A 14,445-nucleotide genomic window follows, 5' to 3' on the forward strand; every position below is an offset into this window, starting at 1 on the left:
TCGGCTAGCCTGACTTGGTTCCTCCCACAAAGGTCTGTGCTTTAAGTGGATTTAGGCCTGCCCCAGCACAAGGAGTAATGTGCGAGACTTATCACAACAATAAAAACAGCATCTGCGAGAGTGCCCCATGGCCGCACCTGCTCCAGCCTTGTCCCACGAGGCCATCATCCAAGCCTCTTGGTCCCGTTGTCGCGCTTTTGGACTGAGCCATCAGAGCCCGCCGGCCTTTGATCAGTTGCCCGCCGAAGGCATCGCCCAGTTGCTGGAGAGCCAGCATTCACTGGTGCAGACCACCCACCAGGAAGTCCTGCCGTATTACGAGAACATCCTCAGTAATTCCAATTGCCTGATCATGCTGGCTGACAACCAGGGCCAGGTGCTGACTTCCTGGGGCACTCAACGTTTCATCGAGCCGAAACTGGCCCATGGCTTCAGCGCCGGGGCGAGCTGGATGGAGCGCTGCACCGGCACCAACGCCATCGGCACCGCACTGGCCTGTGAGCAGGCGGTGCACATCGAGCACGACGAACACTTCCTCAAGGCCAACCGTTTCATGACCGGCTCCGCCGCGCCGATCTTCGACGTCGAGCGCAAGGTCATCGCGGTGCTGGACGTCTCCAGCGACAGCTACCTGCCGCCCTCCCATACGTTGGGCATGGTTAAGATGATGAGCCAGACCGTGGAGAACCGGCTGATCCTCAACCTGTTTCGCGGTGAACACTTCCAACTGACCTTCAACACCGGCTTGAACAACCTCGACAGCCAATGGGCCGGGCTGCTGATTTTCGATGAGAGCGGTCAGGTCCTCTCAGCCAACCGCCGGGCCGACAACCTGCTGGGCCTGAGCCTGTCGCGGATCAGCATCGAGAGCCTGTTCAAGGTCTCGTTGCTGGAGCTGCTGAACCAGCCCGACGGCCTGCCGTTCGCCCTGCAAGCGGCCGGGAGCAATCGTTTCCAGTGCGTGCTCAGGCGCCCGAACCTGGTGTCGATCAAGGCGCGCGTCTTCACTGAACCAGCGCCCGCGCCGACTCCCGCCAGCCACGTCATCAGCCTCAACACCCTGCACTTCGGCGACAGCCGCGTGGAAAAAGCCGTGCGCCAGGCCGAGCGTTTACTGGAAAAGGACATCCCGCTGCTGATCCACGGCGAGACCGGCGTAGGCAAGGAAGTGTTCGTCAAAGCCTTGCACCAGGCCAGTTCCCGCTGCAAGCAGCCGTTCATTGCGGTCAACTGCGCGGCGATCCCCGCCGAGCTGGTGGAATCGGAATTGTTCGGTTACGAAAAAGGCGCCTTCACCGGCGCCAACCAGAAAGGCAGCATCGGCCTGATTCGCAAGGCCGACCGCGGCACGCTGTTCCTCGATGAAATCGGCGACATGCCCCTGCCGACCCAGGCCCGGCTGCTGCGGGTATTGCAGGAGCGTTGCGTGCAACCGGTGGGCAGCGCCGAGCTGTTCCCGGTGGACATTCGCATCATCTCCGCCACCAACCGCTCGCTGCGCGAACAGGTGCAACTGGGCCGGTTCCGCGAAGACCTCTACTACCGCATCGGCGGCCTGACTCTGGAACTGCCGCCCCTGCGCGAACGCAGCGACAAGCAGGCCCTGTTCAAACGCCTCTGGGAACACCACCGCGAACCGACCCAATGGGCCGGCCTGAGCCGCGAGGTACTGGAACTGTTCGAACGCCACCCGTGGCCGGGCAACCTGCGGCAGGTCAGCAGCGTGTTGCAAGTGGCCCTGGCGATGGCCGAGGAACAGCCTATCCGCCCAGAACACTTGCCCGATGATTTCTTTGTCGACCTTGAAATGGAACCGTTGGAAACGCCCGAGCCGCTGACGGTGGACCTAAACGATGCCGAGGATCTGAACCGCCAATTGCAAGCGGTGGGCGGGAATATTTCGCACCTGGCGCGACGGCTGGGAGTCAGCCGAAACACCTTGTACAAGCGTCTGCGACAGCTCGAAAACTGATACAAAAACAGCCTCCGAAGAGGCTGCTGTGTGCATCACTTGAACGGTGTCTTACTTAATTGAAGGCACCGCTAAACACTTCATAGATGATGCCGCTGGTGATCGCCACCAGAATCAAGTCAGGGCCCGCCTGGCGCCACTCGTAACCATCGTAGTGCGGCAACTGCCCCAGCATGCGCCGGTCCAGCCTCTTGGCGATACCTGGTGGCATCGGCTTGCCGCGAACGAGGTTTTTCCGGACACCCGGCGCCAGCGGCGGGCCGGGCTTCCAATAATCACGATGGCCGCCGATCATGCCGACAACGCCGCCCCGGTCGATACTGGGGCCGTTATGCCGATCACCCCCGCCGCCACCGCCACCGGGGCCGTTACCCTTGCCGCCCTGGTGACCCATATTGCCGGGATTTCCTTGACCACCCTGGTTGCCCGGCCCACCTTTGCCTCCTTGTCCAGGCCCCTGACCTTGCCCCTGACCTTGCCCAGGACCTTGACCGGGACCCTGACCTTGATCGTATTCAGGGTTTCCATTGCCGTTACCCGGGTCTGCAACAACAGACGCCGACCCCGCCACAAGGGCGAAGCAGGTAACCGCAGCAATCAACGAGCGCGATTTGAACATTGGTGGTTCTCTCAAAAAAGGGATATCCCTGCGAATATAGAGGCTGCCGGTGATATTAGTTCCATATCATGTTGCACGTCGCTCATTTGCCCAGATGCCCGCTCTGTAAAAAACGCTATCAATGAGCCCTATGCGCAAGGATTACCTGGCCTTTTTCATTTCAATGTTCCTCTCACGGCTGGCCGCCCCCGGATTCGGGTGTGTCGGCTTGTATTATCAGTGACTTATTCTTGAGGCATCGTTGAAACGTTGCCGCTGTCGTTGAGTGTCTGGGCGCCTGATGAACGCTCTGCGCCGCCATTCGTCGGCTGTGAGCCGCAGCGAGTATTACGCGGCCACGTCTGGCTTAGGGTTTGCACTGGCCTGTCTTAGCAGCCCAGAACAACGTAATTCTGACGCGGCGACAAATTAATCAATGCTTGGTCAGCAAACGGAGATGTACCGTGTCAACTCTCAACGAAATCGCAGCGAACCACGCGAGAATGGCAAAGGCAAAGGAAGAGGAGTCGACCCGGTTGAGTGCACTTCACGGCCAGATAGTTGGCAGTTTTGAAATGACGCCGGTTGAGTCGAAACAGGAGATGCCGCTGCACTTTATGGCCGGGGTACAGGATCACTCGTTCGGGGAGGCAGTTGCTCTGAATTTTTGACCTGAGCGTTGATTGGAACTCATCGCCCGCTTGTGAGCGGGCGACTCGAGATGACTCGCGTTTCAAAATTGCCTGGCTAAAGCGGCTGCAAGTATTCCGGCCGCAATCGCTGGCAGAGGCTTTTTCAGTATCAACATGATGATTGCCGTGGCCAGCAACGCCAGCCGAGCGCCGTTATCACCTTTAACCGCCATCGGGGCCAGGACTGCCACCAATACCGAGCCAGACATGGCGGTGATGAACTGCTGTACCCGATAGTTGATTGGCACGAACGACATCACGAAAACGCCACCCCACCGAGTCGCCAGTGTCACGATGGCCATGATCAATATGATGACCAGCGTGCCATAACCTGCCGTCTCGATAGTCATTGTTTCTTCTCCATCCACACTGCGCCCAGAATACCGCCCGCCAAAGCGCCAACCACGACATGACTGTTCGCCGGCAAATACCAGTAAGCCATCAGCGAAGAGCAGGCCGCCACCGTCCAGATAATGAACATGCGCAGGTTCTTCTTCCCACCCACGACCATCGCCAACAAGAAACACCCCATCACCATGTCGAGCCCGAAACTGACGGGATTTTTAATGGCACTGCCAAAATGAAGCCCCAGCCAACTGCCCAGTATCCAGGCTAACCAGAGCGCAAGACCTCCCCCGAACAAAAGCCCAAGCCCCGGCTTCCCACGGCTTAATGCCTGCATCGCCATGGCCCAGTTCGCATCCGAGACAACCAGCATCACGCCGTAGCGTTTAGCCACCGGTAACTCCCGTAACCAAGGGTAGAGCGTCGCGCCCATCAACAGATGCCGGGCATTGATGGCGAACACAGTGATGATCAGCGGAACGATCGGTACTTGCTGGCCCCACAAATCCAGCGCGGCAAATTGTGAGGCACCAGCGAATACCAAGGTGCTCATGAGAACGGCTGACACATCACTCAAACCTGTTTGCGCAGCAGCCAAACCAAAAGCGACCCCGAACACAATGACAAAAAGCGAAATGGGGATTAGCTGTTTGAAACCGTCATAAATGTGATCCAGCTTCAATTCATGCAGATGCGGTTCAACGTTCGACAAGACATCGCCTCTTAAAATATCGGCCGTGGAAAAGGCCGACAGTATGCGGCCTTGGCGTCTGCGGGAGAAACCTTGGCATGGGCTTCGCCCCCCCCGTCGACTCAACACTTAACCGTTCTGACTACGATAATATTGTTTTTTTACAACTTTTTTAGATTTTCGCTCAAAGTAGGCATGAAAAAACCACAGCACCAAAAGCAATCCAACCGAGCCGAAAATGAACAGCAACACCTCTATCGCAATGCCCTCATGAGAAAACATATTTTTCACCTCGTCCTTAAGTTGGTTGACCTTAAATCGTCACACCGAAAATTGTTTGTAACAATCCGAACATTTTCAGGGTAGTCGCCATAAACCTGTGAGGCAACCCTTGAGACGCCCAAACCCCCCGTTCTAGACGAATAGCCGACCAATGACGACCTCTATCGGGGTCTGTTGGGTTGATCAAAACAGGAAAAATTTCATGCCAGGTGCGCGCCTCCAGGCAAGCCGGAGGCGTAAGGCAGAAACAAAAAAAAGCCCAGCATACAGACTCATTCCGGTCAGTTAAGAGCAATAGCGGCGAGCAATAACCCGTGGCGAGGGAGCTTGCTCCCGCTGGGGCGCGAAGCGGCCCTGTTTTGGGGCTGGTGGACGCCCTACGCCTTTTCGGCAACGATGTAGATAATGTCGCTTGGCAGGAGACGCAGAATCGGCAGAGATGCAGCGATCATGCAATAGATAACGACCTTCGATAGAGTTCCCAGCTCCCCCAGCGTAGGATTTAAATACCCCCACATCTGGCTCAATTCCAAGTACGTCAAATTTAGGCATGACTGTTTCTACAAACCAGCCATGCACACAGCCAACATCTACAAGAGTTCCACCCGTTGGTTTAAGTACAGAGATAACGTCGAGCAACTTCCTAAAATTACTCACGCGAATTTCGCGAAGCCTACTCTCTCTATCGACCTCATCAATAAGCTCATTCGATGAGGACTCATTAATTCTTGGCTGAAGATTACCTTTCGTAAAAACAGGCATCGCACTTGAAGCACAGATGCTGACTTCGGCGCCAGGGTGAACAAGCAATGAAGCAATGCCCCGAGGAAGGGTTGATCAATGCCAAAGAAACATCAGGAAAGCAAAGCAGCGACAGCTGCTGACATTGAGCGCTCTATCCAGGCACTGAACAAAATGGCCGAGCGCCTCTGGGGCGATGGTCGGGAAGCTGAGGCGAAAGCCCTACTCGATGCCTTAGATGCTTTAAACAGGGCGCTCGATCGGATTAGGATTGGAGAGAGCCGCAGGGTTCTTCATTGAAACGTGCCCGGCCCAGCGTCGGACTCTTGGTTCTGATAGGTGCCCTACTCTGCTATCGTTGCGCCGTCAAAACCAAGCCTCAGGGAAGCAGTTAGGAATGGATTCATTGAAAACACTGGGTATTGCCATCCTGGCATTGACCAGCGCTCAAGCCGTTGCAGAAGATAAGGGCTCGTATCAAAACTCGATGATGATGATAACGCTGGCTCCAACATTCCTCCTTTCAGGAACAACCGGACTTTCTGCGCTAGCTGCAAAAAACTTCAAGCCTGCCAAGGCTGATTCGCTTGCCTTCATAGGCTCAGATGGCGAGATCCGTGGCTCTCAATTTGAGCAAGCAGTTCGGTACTATCAGTCGACCTATAGTCAGCCGCACATGACTGATCAGCAGCTGGCCTTGGCGATAGTGTCGTCTTACTGAGCGCTCTCCTTCCGGATTTCTCTACGCCCCGCCCTCGAGCCGCTTCTGGGCATCTATCCGGATTCCTGGTTCCTGCGCAGTTTGCGCCAGGCAGCCAACAACGCAAATGACAGACCTGGCTGGACTTGCCGGCCAGTGGAATAACGTAGATCTGGCATGGCTGGCACAGGAGGAGCGTACAGCCAAGCTTGCCGAAAGGCGGCTGGGCGCCGAATTGGCGTTGTGAGGTGGGGTTTTGCAAAAGTTTTGCAAATCGCAGACAACAAAAAAGGGCCCACCTTTCGGTGAGCCCTTCTAGACCGCCCAGCAGAGCGGATTTTGTTTGGTAGGCGCGATTGGACTCGAACCAACGACCCCCACCATGTCAAGGTGACCACGAAACCTACGCAAGCAATTGATCTATAAAGGAAAATAGTAGTTTTACGACAGGTTGAAAACCGACATATCACCCTATAAGAATCAATAGCTTAGCGTTGTATATTCCTACAGTGGTTCCCCCTTCCCTGGCTTTCTGCCGACTGAATAACCCCCATCCAGACTAGCTTACCGACTGCTACGCTTTCCTCGTCCACGGAGGAAAAGCTCATGCCAAATCCAGACCTACTCCCTCCCTGCTGTTCAAGCTCAATGAACCAGCGCGCCCTGGAAGCCGCCATCATGGAACTCACGAATTGGGTTGAGCAGCGCGGCGCGGCGGATGTCGCCGACAACGTTCGCAGCGCCCTGGACGCAATCGACCGAAATGAGGAATTCATGAAGATGACGCTAGCGGTCCTGATGACGCCAGAGTGACTGCAATCGGCCAATAGTAGTTAAGAAATCAAGGAGAAAACATGGGAGTCATCGACCAAACAATTCACAAACTTACATGTGAAGGCTGCCGAATTGAGGAAGAACAGAAAGTTCTTGATAAGGGCTCTGGCTGGGGTGGCTCGTATTGGCAGAGCAGAGTAGATTTTCAGCATTTTGAAACAAGCTGGTCCGGTGGCGGTAAAACGGAACCAAACATAACTCAAGCAACATGTAGAAAATGTGGACAACCGGTAAAATCAGAATCACGCTGAATCACGCTTTGGTGGTTTAGCTTGAGGTCGACTACACCCCTTCGAGTGAGTAGACGCGACATTCAATTATGACGTCTACATGGGTTCTCCCGGGGGATCGGCCTTTGAATTCAAAGGCCCGGCCCCAAGGATTCCCCGCTGCACTCCGTCATTCCCCGATAAATTGGCCCAGCCATCTCCGGCGTCCTACCGAACGAAAGTCCAGCACAAGATCACACCTCAGTAATGCAGCAGTAGAAGCGGAAAAGGCCTACAGGTCACGTATTTCAAGGGTATGCATTGAAGATTGTCTAAAACGCCACCACGATTTAAGCGCCTTTCGGACCAATAAAACCGAGCAAGGCAGAGCTGGTATTAGACAGATTTAGCGCCCTCCCCCGGCGTCCTGCCGACCGAACATCCCACCCCTGCACTGCTACGCTATTCTTCATCCACGGAGGAATCGTCTATGCCAAACTCAGACCTGCTCCCTTCCCTGCTCTACAAAATCAACGAGAACCAGCTTGCCCTTGAGGCGGCCGTCATGGAGCTTTCCAACTGGGTGGGGCAGCATGGCTCCGCCGAGGTCGCCGACAACGTGCGGGGCGCCCTGAACACCATCGATAAGAACGAGGAGTTCATCAAGATGGCGCTTGCGGTCCTGATGACACCGGAGTGACCGCAATAGGCGAAAGCTGGCACATTGGCTACCCAAACGGTATTTCTCTGCATCCTCACCAACTCGTCAGAAAGCCCCCTATCCCGCCGCTTAAAAGCGCTTACACTGGAAAATCTCAATCCAGGACAGTTGGAGAAGGAATCCTTGGGATGAAGGTAAATTGGAATGAGCTACAGCATGCCTCTGGAGACGTAATTGTCGTTGAAGACAATCCACTGATCCGTATGCGTCCGGCCAACACACCTTCCTGACCCCGACGCCAAAGGCGATGGTGTCCACCTGATTTAAGTGGACACCATTTCTAGCCTTTTAAGCGGGTCTTTCATGCAGCCACAACGCCGTTCCTACTCCAAATCCTTCAAGGCCCAGGTCATTCAAGAGTGCTCCCAGCCCGGGGCCTCGATTGCCAGCGTTGCGCTGAGCCACAGCCTCAACGCGAACCTCGTCCATAAATGGATTCGAGTGCAAACGCAGAAAGCCATGGCGCTGCAACCTGCTTTCATTCCGCTGCCCTTGCAGTTAGCCGGAGCAAATTCGCAAGCCGCGTCATCGACTATCTGCCTCGAAATCCCACACCCGCGCGGCACCGTGAAAGTGAACTGGCCGACCGAAAGCGCCGCTGCCTGCGCCACCTTTCTGCGAGACCTGTTGCGATGATCCGCATCGACTCCATCTGGCTCGCCACCGAGCCGATGGACATGCGCGCCGGCACCGAAACCGCGCTGGCGCGGGTGGTTGCAGTGTTCGGTGCGGCGCAGCCGCACTGTGCTTATCTGTTTGCCAATCGCCGCGCCACGCGCATCAAGGTGCTGGTGCACGACGGGTTGGGTATCTGGCTGGTAGCGCGCCGCCTGCATCAAGGCAAGTTCTTCTGGCCGGGTTCTCGACACGGCTCTCAGATAGAATTGGGTGCCGAACAGCTACATGCCCTGGTGCTGGGTTTGCCTTGGCAAAGAGTCGGGCCTGGCAGCGCGATTTCCATCGTATAACACCTGCCATGGCCACCCAGGCCGTGCAATTGTCCGATGAGCCTATCGTCGGTTTTAGCCTGCTCTGGCAAAATCGGCGGCATGACTTCACTGCCCAATCTCGACCAACTAAACCCTGAACAACTGCGTGCTCTGGCGGCGCAGTTGATGCAGCGTGTCGAGAGTCTCGATCAGAAAATCGAGACAATGGGTAAGAAGATCCACCGCGACCAAACGGTTATCGAAAAGCTGACCCACGAGATTGCGCAACTCAAGCGCTTCAAGTTTGCCAAGCGCAGCGAGCAACTGAGCCCGGATCAAGCCAGCCTGCTCGATGACCTGATCGACACCGACATTGCGGCCATCGAGGCTGAACTTGAAGCGCTGAAACTTGCTCCCGCTTCGACCGAGGTTCGGCAAAAACCTAAACGCACCGCCTTGCCGCCGCAGTTTCCGCGCACTCTGATCCACCACGAACCCGACAACAGCCATTGCCAGTGCGGCTGCGCTCTCAAGCGTATCGGCGAGGATGTCAGCGAGAAACTCGACTACACGCCGGGCGTGTTCACCGTTGAGCGGCACATCCGTGGCAAGTGGGTCTGCGATCAGTGCGAAACCCTGATCCAGGCACCGGTTCCGGCGCAGGTCATCGACAAAGGCATCCCGACCGCGGGGCTGCTGGCCCACGTCATGATCGCGAAGTTCGCCGACCATCTACCGCTCTATCGCCAGGAATCGATTTTTGGTCGAGCCGGTTTGGCTATCGCGCGTTCGACCCTGGCGCAATGGGTCGGCAACTGTGGCGTGCAGTTACAGCCGCTGGTCGATGCCCTGCGTAATACTGTCCTCGAACATGGCGTAATCCACGCCGATGAAACGCCGGTGCAGATGCTCACGCCGGGTGCGAAGAAAACCCATCGAGCCTATGTCTGGGCCTACGCCACCAGCCAGTTCTCGGAATTGGCGGCGGTGGTTTACGACTTCAGCCCTAGCCGCGCCGGAGAACACGCCCGCAACTTCCTGCAAGACTGGAAGGGCAAGCTGGTCTGAGATGATTTTGGCGGCTACAAGGCCAGCTTTGAACTCGGCGTGACCGAGATCGGCTGCATGGCTCATGCGCGGCGCAAGTTCTTCGAGCTGCACGCCACCAACAAGAGCCAGCTTGCCGAGCAGGCCTTGAGGTACATCCAGCGGCTGTACGAAATAGAGCATGAAGTCCGCGACCTGGAACCGGATTTACGCCGCCGAATACGGCAAGAAAAAGCCGTACCGGTGATGGACGCTTTGCATGCCTGGATGATCGCCCAGCGCCAGCTCGTGCACGACGGCTCGGCTATTAGCAAGGCTCTGGATTACAGCCTCAAACGTTGGACGGCGCTGTCGCGCTATCTCGATGACGGTGCCGTACCCATTGACAATAATTGGGCCGAGAACCAGATTCGGCCATGGGCGTTAGGTCGCAAAAATTGGCTGTTCGCTGGGTCACTGCGCAGTGGCAAACGTGCAGCCGCGATCATGAGCTTGATCCAATCGGCACGGCTCAACGGACATGATCCGTATGCTTATTTGAAGGACGTCCTCACGCGCCTGCCGACGCAGCGGGCGAGTGCGATTGCCGAACTGCTGCCGCATAGATGGCAACCGGTTTAGTTGCGCAAGACGGTATGCCCGGCCGCACTTTCATCCGAAACCTCCTGCACTTTATTCAGCGCATCGAGCATCTGTTCTGCACCCGCCTGGCCAATCAATGGAATCAATATGCGGATAGCTGCCCCGTTTCGATTTCCATCAGCCAGGCCAACGAGTCTGTGCCACCACCTTTGCTTCTGAGCGCAAGGTAGAGATTTCCCGGCGCTCCTGGTGACCTTGACGGGGTAGCGAAGCCCTTCGCTAACAACGGGGAAGAGGTCGATAGCCTTTTGCAAACTTGAGGCGGCATCCTCCGCCCGTTGTCGAAGGTTCGCCGTATGTAGTGGTCAATCAGGTGCAGCAACGTGTCGCCTCTCGTGATGATCGACACACGAAACTGTTCCGCAAAATTCTCGGACAACTCAGCTATTTTCGGAGGGAACCGAGCAGGCTTCCCTCCGTCAACATCCTTCTTGGCAGTTTGGGTGCTTTGGGTGCGCGCTCTGCCCCGACCGGCACCATCACCGATCCATATAAACCCAGGAACGCCCCGCACCACACTCACCCAACCCTTATAAGCACCCACTGAGCACTCAGCGAGCCCTAATCCGCACCTAAAAAACACCGTCTATTTCTCGACGACTTTCAACTGAAAGCACCGTAGACGCACCTACGCCACACCATCTCAACCCGGACGCCACCCCTAACGCCCCGACACAACCCAGATCAGCACTCATATCGCACCGAAGGCGATATTGTCGTGGCGCACATGGACCCAATTCAGGTTCATTCACGCCTGCACTGGTCAAACCAGCATGGGGCTCCGGTTGCCTGGTCACGCAAGGGGGGCCAAGCCAAAGCTAAAACATGGCCAATTGAATTCCGGCAAACCGATGGAGGGTGGCTGAAAACACTCTCGAATCAGTGCCAAATTTGGGGGACAGAAATCAGTTAAAACACCGTCTAATGTAATTATACGAACTGACCCATGTGTTACCTCTGTTTTCCTGCTCTCCCAGGGTGCAAGACGGGATGCCCGGACGCATACACTGATCCAGACGCTTTTAGAGGAAATACTAACTGAGATTGGCTTTTCCTCGGTCGTTTTCGACAATGCAGTCTCAGCACTGACGCACCTCAAAAAGATCAAAGGTTGTTGCGCTCTGATCATTGCGGACTACGGGCTCCCTGGAGGGATGACAGGGTCTGAATTCCTTCGCGCAATAGAAGAGACCTGGCCATCTACACCTGCGATTCTCACTTCTGGCTATCCCATAAATGAAACGGAAATCCCACCGTCCGCGATTTATCTGCATAAACCCTTCACGCTGGATCAGTTAGAGTCGAGCATCGCAATTGCTCTCTTCGCCAGCCGCCCCCCAGTGCTAGGACTGAAGGAATCCCTGCTATAGCGTGGTTCCTCGGCCAAATTACCTGTACAGCTCCCTCACATACGCCTGGCACGCCGCCAGCTTGATCAGCCCCCGGTCGCCGTCGTCGGTGATGGCGATAATTCGTTGAGCATGCGCTGGGTCAAGTTGGGCTCTTGCCCTTCCATGAACCACGCCGCCGGTGCTGGTGGTGGCAGGCACTGCGTTGCTACCGGCTGAATCCTCGTCGAGGAGGACTGACAGCCGTAAATCAGAAGTGGCAAGGCGATCACGGAGGCGAGCCTGATTATTTTGAGCATCGCTCAGTTCCTTGTGGTGGGTTTGTTCGCTGGTCGACAGCCGCTGTTCCAGCGCCAGTCGCTTGCCCTGCTCCGCCTGGACCTGGGCGGCGGCCGCGCTGCTGATTTTGTCGAGGTCGGATTGGTGCAGGCCGGCCTGCTCTGCCAACTGCTTGCCGTATCGCCAGTCCTGGACCTTCCAGGTCACGCCCACGGCGAGTAGCAGGAGCACCAGCACACCAACGGCCAGCGCCTTCAGCGCCGCGGGACTCATGGCACATCCTTGAAGAAGATGTGATTGCCCAGACGCAAGGTTTGCGTGGCGCCCTTGGTCCAGGCCGGCGGCTTCGGCATGGTGGTCGCGTAATAGTGGGTCGCCCCGCGAGTCATATCTGGCTCGGCGGCGGAGATCACCAGGTCGGCCGCTCGCTGGGCCTGGGCGAACTGCTTCGGTGGGATTTCCTTCGCGCCACTCAGGTAGGGATAGTTCGGGTCGTTCTTGTTCCAGCAGCTGAACTGGTACGGCTTCAGGCATACACCGGCGTAGCCCTCTCCCCACCAGGACTTATCCTTGCCGTCGAACACACGGTTGCGGATGGTCCAGGCCACGGCGATCTGGCCGGCCAATCCCTCCCCCCTGGCCTCGCCGTACAGCGTGCGCGCGAGGATGTCGCGGTCCTTCTCGGTTGCAGTCATCACTTTTCTCCAGGCAAAAAAATCCCGCTCGATGGCGGGCCGTCATACGGTGGATCGTTTACGCGGCAGGAATCAGCCGCGCCTCAAGGCGAGCTATGCGCTCTTCCTGTCCACGGGCAATGAAAAGGGCTAGTTGGTCGTAACGGAAGCCGTACCTATTACCAGCTGGTGCAGCTTCCTGCGTTACCAGCTTTACTCGCGACGTCTCTTCCCACGTGTACGCATCGTCACTTGCGTACGGTTCAAAGGTGGATAAGTCAACGTCAGACGCCACCAATTCTCCTTGGAAATACACGTTTCCAGTTGCGGTCTCAGTAAACAGCTCTTCCCTTCCTGGCCACTCGTCGTAACAAATAAACGCGTACTCAAGCGGGTTAAGCCCGTACGAACTCATTATTTCCATTACGCGCTGCACGGTCATACCGACGTGCATGCGCGCTTCATCGCCTTTACTGTCGATAGAGGCCAGCCACTTATAAGTGCCGACTTCTTTTGCCAATACCTTAGCGGCAGACAACTCTGCTTCGGTGAGCGGGGCGACTTCCGTTTTCTCCCGGGCGTCCGAAGTGTTGATTGTGCCTGATGCGGCGAATATACCAGCCCATCTGAACGTTCCATTCCCGAAGTTTGCGTAGTTATCCGCGTGTGGGAAAGTATTGTTGCTGGCTATCTTCAGGGGCTGGAAAGCAGAGTTGGGGCTGTTTACGGACGCTAGCATACTCAGGGCTGTTTCTTGCATCATGTATATGCGGCCTTGAGTAGACGAAACTTGTACGCCCATTACGGGTGCTGCACCTGTGGCCCCGAAAGTATTGACCCCTAAAAATGTTTGGGCACCACTCCAGCTATTGGTACCGTTTAGCAGTGGGACTGTCGCGCCGGAGGTACCAGTGTTCTGCGTAGCCGCGGTTCCCAACCCTAGACCAGTACGAGCAGTGGCTTGATCGGTACCACCGGTACCACCCTGAACTACAGGCACTACACCTTGAGCATCAATAACCCAGGCGCCCCAAGTACCTGCGACTTGTGTTCTTGTGTACTCCCGTGTTCCGGTCACCGGCCTGAATGTCTGGAAAGCGTAGCCCGTACTAGGGTTGTTCCAGTGCGTAAGGTATCCGTTTGCGTTTACCGGGAGTTTACCCGCATTGCTCGCCTGAACGTTGTAGCGACCATTCACCCGTTCGACATCAAGGTCGGATTCTAGGATCGGTATTGTCGCCCCCCCAATGCCAAAGGCTCCAGGCGTCATAGGCCGGCCTGCCGTGGTGTCCGACGGGCTGGTTTGCAAAGTCGCAACAGCGGCATTTCCAAGACCAAGGCCGCTGCGCGCAGTGGGTTGGCTCGTGCCACCGGTGCCGCCTTTGCTCACCGGCAGGACATCATAGTTGCCCGTGGTGCCCAGGGCTGCGAGCTGCGCCCCCCAGGTGTTGACCAGCGCCCGCAACGCATCCGCAGAATCCTTGACGTAGCCCTGCATTGGCGCCAGTGCGTAACCGCCGCCGGACACGGTTGCACCAAGGTATGCTGGATCGATGGAAAGCGCCGTATTGCTCGACGCGTTGGTGACTTCATACCACCGGCCATCTGGGCCACGGAATGCATCGCCGACGCGGCAGTTCGCAATAAACGCAGTTCCTGAGCCGGTAACGACATTGGAATTCAGGGTGACAGAGACCGTTCCCGATTTGTACCAGGGCATGGTTTATTCCTTTGAAATTA

16 protein-coding genes and 1 pseudogene are annotated in these 14,445 nt (G+C 56.5%); 11 read left to right on the plus strand and 6 right to left on the minus strand.

Going from position 1 to position 14,445, the window contains the following annotated elements; genetic code table 11:
• The first annotated feature begins 127 nt into the window (after positions 1–127).
• Positions 128–1,972, plus strand: coding sequence for a sigma-54-dependent Fis family transcriptional regulator (locus tag ACA047_RS19620; RefSeq protein WP_497352105.1), 1,845 nt, complete (start codon positions 128–130; stop codon positions 1,970–1,972).
• A 55-nt stretch (positions 1,973–2,027) separates the two neighbouring features.
• Here the strand turns inward: ACA047_RS19620 and ACA047_RS19625 are convergent, their stop codons facing one another.
• Positions 2,028–2,591, minus strand: a complete 564-nt coding sequence (locus tag ACA047_RS19625; RefSeq protein ID WP_497352107.1) for an anti-virulence regulator CigR family protein — start codon at positions 2,589–2,591, stop codon at positions 2,028–2,030.
• Between the two features lie 443 nt (positions 2,592–3,034).
• On the opposite strand from ACA047_RS19625, the gene ACA047_RS19630 reads away from it, so the two are divergent.
• Positions 3,035–3,241 (plus strand): hypothetical protein, encoded by a 207-nt coding sequence (locus ACA047_RS19630; protein WP_497352109.1) that lies wholly within the window; start codon positions 3,035–3,037, stop codon positions 3,239–3,241.
• A 62-nt stretch (positions 3,242–3,303) separates the two neighbouring features.
• Here ACA047_RS19630 and ACA047_RS19635 read toward each other — a convergent pair whose 3' ends face one another.
• Together ACA047_RS19635 and ACA047_RS19640 are read right to left on the minus strand one after the other, a co-directional pair.
• Positions 3,304–3,612: an AzlD family protein gene (locus tag ACA047_RS19635; RefSeq protein WP_497352111.1), complete on the minus strand. Its 309-nt coding sequence runs from the start codon at positions 3,610–3,612 to the stop codon at positions 3,304–3,306.
• On the minus strand, positions 3,609–4,319 hold the full coding sequence (locus tag ACA047_RS19640; protein ID WP_497352113.1) for an AzlC family ABC transporter permease: 711 nt from the start codon (positions 4,317–4,319) through the stop codon (positions 3,609–3,611). Before ACA047_RS19640 ends, ACA047_RS19635 begins: the two co-directional genes overlap by 4 nt.
• A 1,101-nt stretch (positions 4,320–5,420) precedes the next feature.
• On the opposite strand from ACA047_RS19640, the gene ACA047_RS19645 reads away from it, so the two are divergent.
• The 9 genes and pseudogenes from ACA047_RS19645 (at position 5,421) to ACA047_RS19685 (ending at position 11,773) form a co-directional block, all read left to right on the plus strand.
• Entirely contained in the window at positions 5,421–5,621 is a 201-nt protein-coding gene (locus tag ACA047_RS19645; RefSeq protein WP_007895617.1) for a hypothetical protein, read from the plus strand.
• A 97-nt stretch (positions 5,622–5,718) separates the two neighbouring features.
• Entirely contained in the window at positions 5,719–6,042 is a 324-nt protein-coding gene (locus ACA047_RS19650; RefSeq protein ID WP_497352115.1) for a DUF2388 domain-containing protein, read from the plus strand.
• 585 nt (positions 6,043–6,627) lie between these two features.
• Positions 6,628–6,834 carry a hypothetical protein gene (locus tag ACA047_RS19655; protein WP_497352117.1) on the plus strand — a complete coding sequence of 69 codons (207 nt, stop codon included), beginning with the start codon at positions 6,628–6,630 and terminating at the stop codon, positions 6,832–6,834.
• A 41-nt stretch (positions 6,835–6,875) separates the two neighbouring features.
• Positions 6,876–7,106, plus strand: a complete 231-nt coding sequence (locus ACA047_RS19660; protein ID WP_497352119.1) for a hypothetical protein — start codon at positions 6,876–6,878, stop codon at positions 7,104–7,106.
• Positions 7,107–7,554: 448 nt separating this feature from the next.
• Complete coding sequence (locus ACA047_RS19665; RefSeq protein WP_497352121.1) at positions 7,555–7,764, plus strand: hypothetical protein; 210 nt, start codon at positions 7,555–7,557, stop codon at positions 7,762–7,764.
• 324 nt (positions 7,765–8,088) lie between these two features.
• Complete coding sequence (tnpA, locus tag ACA047_RS19670; protein WP_207203826.1) at positions 8,089–8,421, plus strand: IS66-like element accessory protein TnpA; 333 nt, start codon at positions 8,089–8,091, stop codon at positions 8,419–8,421.
• The gene (tnpB, locus tag ACA047_RS19675) at positions 8,418–8,753 is read left to right on the plus strand and encodes an IS66 family insertion sequence element accessory protein TnpB (protein ID WP_201189253.1); all 336 of its coding nucleotides are present in this window, start codon (positions 8,418–8,420) and stop codon (positions 8,751–8,753) included. The genes tnpA and tnpB overlap by 4 nt, the downstream gene beginning before the upstream one ends.
• An 81-nt stretch (positions 8,754–8,834) precedes the next feature.
• Positions 8,835–10,382: pseudogene (gene tnpC, locus ACA047_RS19680) on the plus strand (IS66 family transposase).
• Between the two features lie 1,031 nt (positions 10,383–11,413).
• The gene (locus tag ACA047_RS19685; protein WP_497360448.1) at positions 11,414–11,773 is read left to right on the plus strand and encodes a response regulator; all 360 of its coding nucleotides are present in this window, start codon (positions 11,414–11,416) and stop codon (positions 11,771–11,773) included.
• Positions 11,774–11,791: 18 nt separating this feature from the next.
• Here ACA047_RS19685 and ACA047_RS19690 read toward each other — a convergent pair whose 3' ends face one another.
• The 3 genes from ACA047_RS19690 to ACA047_RS19700 are packed head-to-tail and all read right to left on the minus strand — an operon-like array spanning position 11,792 to position 14,425.
• Positions 11,792–12,304 (minus strand): lysis system spanin subunit, encoded by a 513-nt coding sequence (locus ACA047_RS19690; RefSeq protein WP_497352123.1) that lies wholly within the window; start codon positions 12,302–12,304, stop codon positions 11,792–11,794.
• Complete coding sequence (locus ACA047_RS19695) at positions 12,301–12,726, minus strand: cell wall hydrolase (RefSeq protein WP_497352125.1); 426 nt, start codon at positions 12,724–12,726, stop codon at positions 12,301–12,303. Before ACA047_RS19695 ends, ACA047_RS19690 begins: the two co-directional genes overlap by 4 nt.
• Positions 12,727–12,784: 58 nt before the next feature.
• A complete protein-coding gene (locus tag ACA047_RS19700; protein WP_497352127.1) occupies positions 12,785–14,425 on the minus strand; it encodes a tail fiber domain-containing protein in 1,641 nt (546 codons plus the stop codon).
• Between the last annotated feature and the right edge of the window lie 20 nt (positions 14,426–14,445).

The organism is Pseudomonas sp. LBUM1664 (assembly GCF_059695895.1).